The 3,697-nt window shown below is 43.3% G+C and carries 2 protein-coding genes; one reads left to right on the forward strand and one right to left on the reverse strand.

Features of this window, described 5'->3' with window-relative positions:
- Positions 1–246 precede the first annotated feature (246 nt).
- Entirely contained in the window at positions 247–1,053 is an 807-nt protein-coding gene (gene xthA, locus AB4653_RS18750) for an exodeoxyribonuclease III (protein WP_372104970.1), read from the forward strand.
- 90 nt (positions 1,054–1,143) lie between these two features.
- Here the strand turns inward: xthA and AB4653_RS18755 are convergent.
- The coding region (locus AB4653_RS18755; protein WP_372104972.1) for an ImpA family metalloprotease at positions 1,144–3,697 on the reverse strand (2,554 nt) is incomplete at its 5' end.

The following is a 3,697-nucleotide window of genomic DNA, read 5'->3' on the forward strand; positions in this document are numbered from 1 at the left end:
CTTCTGGTCGATTTAAGCGATTAAAAGAAGACGCACTTGAATACGCGTTCTTTTTAGACTTGCTAAAGACTCAGTAGATTCTGCGTAAAAGTGAGTATTCACACCATTTTGTCGCCATTTAGGGGCGACAAAATGGCGACAGAAATTATTAAGCATGCTTAAATACGATTAATCATGAAACCCACCAAATCAGCAAGCCCTTGAAAAGCAAGCAATCACAAGGGTTTACGAGAGGTATAAAAACAAATGAAAGTAATTAGCTTCAACATCAATGGCCTTAGAGCCCGTCTTCATCAGCTTCAGGCTATTATCGATAAGCACCAACCTGATGTGATTGGTCTACAAGAGATCAAAGTGCACGATGAAGCCTTCCCACTAGCCGATGTTGAAGCTATGGGTTACAAGGTTTACTTCCACGGCCAAAAGGCTCACTACGGTGTGGCTATGCTGTGTAAGCAAGAGCCGATTTCGGTACAAAAAGGCTTTCCTACAGACAATGAAGACCATCAAAAACGCATGATCATGGCGACGTTTGAAGACGACAATGGTGAGAAGATCACTGTGCTAAATGGTTACTTCCCTCAAGGCGACAACATCAAGCATGAAACCAAATACCCGTACAAGCGAGAGTTCTACAAAGACTTAATGACGTACCTGAACGATTACCACAACAAAGATGAACAAGTGATCGTAATGGGCGACATTAATATCAGACCTACCGATATTGATATCGGTATTGGTGAACCTAATGCGAAACGTTGGTTGAAAACCGGTAAATGTTCTTTCCAACCAGAAGAACGCGAATGGTTGAAAACATTGATGGATTGGGGCTTTGTGGACAGCTTCCGTTTGCTACACCCTGAAGTGAACGATCAATATTCGTGGTTTGATTACCGCTCAAAAGGTTTCGTGGACAACCGTGGCCTGCGTATTGATGTAGTCCTAGCAACTCAAAAGCTTGCTGATAAGTGTACTGAAGCGGGCATCGACTACGAGCTACGCGGCATTGAAAAACCGTCAGATCACGCTCCGATTTGGTCGACGTTTAAGTAGTTACTTTTAGGTAACAAAACTTAGCCATATAAAAAAGAGAGGAGTTAATATCTCCTCTCTTTTTTCTTCGTGACTCGATCTGCCATATACCTAATTAAGCGGCCAAGCGGTCGTGCCGTCAACATCTAACGGCGTCTTAGCAAATTCATCTAAGCAATAGCCTTGATTAGATGATGCAAAATATGTCAAAGGCATGTTACTTAGACTAAGAGCAGTGACTTGTTGCTTCGCTTTATCACTGAAACTGAATCCCCACATATCTAAGTATTGTGTCATATCCCTTTCTGCAACGTAGCTTAATGCGATAAGTAACCAGTCATTGTTGGTGATGCCTTCGGCTTCCTGTTTGGTGTAATCTGAAAAACCAATCGAGCCTTTACCGTTGTTCCAAAGAGTATCACTGGCTTTCAAGCGATTAAACTCGCGTTCAATCAAGTGTAAGCGCCCTAGTAAATGCCAACCTGAATTCAATACACCTTGCTGCTCAGTCAACATCATCATTTGAATGAACATACGAGCCCCCCAACTCCAACCCGTTTGATTTTGAGCCGCCATAAAAGCGTTTGGATCTGGTTGAGTTCGGCTCTGCTGTAAAAGTTGATACTGCCCTTTAAAGTCTAGGCTTTGGCAAGACGATACCTTTGTCGTGTCTTTGTAATACTTTGATTTACTAAAATACGAATAATAGTTGGTTGTTGAGTGGCCTTCCCATCCAGCGAATCTAAAACGTCCTCTTTCCAGTCCATGACCAAGCTCGTGCAAATCACCATGCCCTAGAGGATGAAAAGACCAATAAGCATCGTAAGGGTTTCCTGAACAACCGTAACCACAAGTCGCTTGATCGGCATTCATGTGCTTCACAATATCAATGTTCGCAATTTCCCAACCCTTTGCCTCTCCGTATTGATGAATTTCAGCAATTTCATCAATTCCTGGCCCTTTGAAACCTGCAAGTGCATGAGGAAGGTTGTGTACGTAACGCTCAGTGGCGAGAGCCATATCATGCGGCTGTGCCCAATCAGAAGCTCCAATAGACTCTTTCATCTTGTCTAGCTTAGAGTGAACTTCAAATCCGGGAGTCACCAACTCAGCCCAATCAAACTTTCCTTCTTCAAGCTGCGCGACAAAGCTATCGTTGTCCGCTTTACTTCGCCAAACAGGGTGTTGGGCAACATTTTCAAAACGGAGCTCTACATCGATATCGTTGGTATCAAAATGAACTTGTAATGTCCCGCCATAGGCAGAGGTCAGGTATATCGTTTCTCCATGTTTTACGGGGTAAGTTACCGAAGTCAAAAACTTCGGCCTTGCATAGCCGTCTTTACCCGAAAACTCATGAGTCGCACCACTACGTAGTGTGTTAAGGGCAATCGACGTTGCCACTTTGTTATTATCTAATCGCGTCACTTTGATCGTCTTACCCGGTAAGGCGTATACACCCGCCGCACGGAAATTTCTCTTTGACTCTAAAGTAATATTCTTGCTGATGAGAGGGACATTCTTAAAGTTCTTGGTGCTGAAGTTCCCTAAACTCGGCTGTGCTGCATTATGTTGTCGAGTGTTGTATGTCGCGTAATCACTGTAATACGATCGAAGAAAGTCGATTCTATCTGTTACGTCTTTACCCATTGGGTACTTAACGTCTTGTCGGTAGCGATCAGCAAGTAGCAGTAACAGCTTTTCATATTCGTAGTTCTTGGATGCAAAGAGATCAATTTTTTTGCTATCAAGCGTCGTTAGGTGTGAACGAATACTGTTCGCTGCCTTATAGAACTCTTCATCCATGTTGGACTCATCTGGGCAAGATTTGTCATCACATAAATTTAAGTCAACAGTGAAACTATCGAGTTTCAGGCGCTGTAAAAGTGCTTGCTGTTTGACGATATTATCTGGCATGCGATCAATCAGTTGCGTTGAATCCCAATTTGACAGCCCTAGCCTGCGCCAATAGTTATCACCAACATACGTCATATGCATTTCTGCAAATAGTGCGTTGCCTAAGTCCGTCATACCGCCATCAAGATGCAAGTACAGCACGGGAATCTTTCTGTTGAACGCCAAACGTAACCCCGTCATTACATCGTTAATTTCGTCACCATCATTTAACTTTTGAGACAAAATCAATAAATCAGGGTTGTTCGTTTCAATACATTGGCTTAATTTGCTGCCGTCACAGGCGTTATCATCATTGATAACCATCGAAGGATTGATGTTGCTCGTTAGCCAGTTTCGCGTTGCTTTGTCATCAGGAAAATAATAAGACTGATCCATCTGAGCCAAGACAACATTCTTAGGTGAACTTGTGCCTGATGCCCAACCCACCAAGTTTTTCAACCACACTTCCATTTCTGCGTTGACTGAATCCGTTGAACGTTGCTTAGTTCGAAATGGGTTACTTGCTAACGCAGCGTAACGACTACCGCTCGATGTATAACCTGCAATACCAATCGCAAGCTCTTGGTCAGTATATCCACTCTGCATCGCTTTATTGGTTTGCAGGATGACATCGTTGAAGCCGTAAGTTGGTAAGATTATCGCGGCATCGTGTGTTGGATCCCAATGAAGATTGCGCAGCGGCGTGCCGTCTGAATTTTTAGACAGAGACTGTTTAATTTGACTGTAATCAGATTTGTATTGGGCCTGT

Origin of the sequence: Vibrio sp. 10N.222.48.A3 (assembly GCF_041475345.1) — a bacterium.
In the GTDB taxonomy this organism is placed as follows: Bacteria; Pseudomonadota; Gammaproteobacteria; order Enterobacterales; family Vibrionaceae; genus Vibrio; species Vibrio tasmaniensis_A.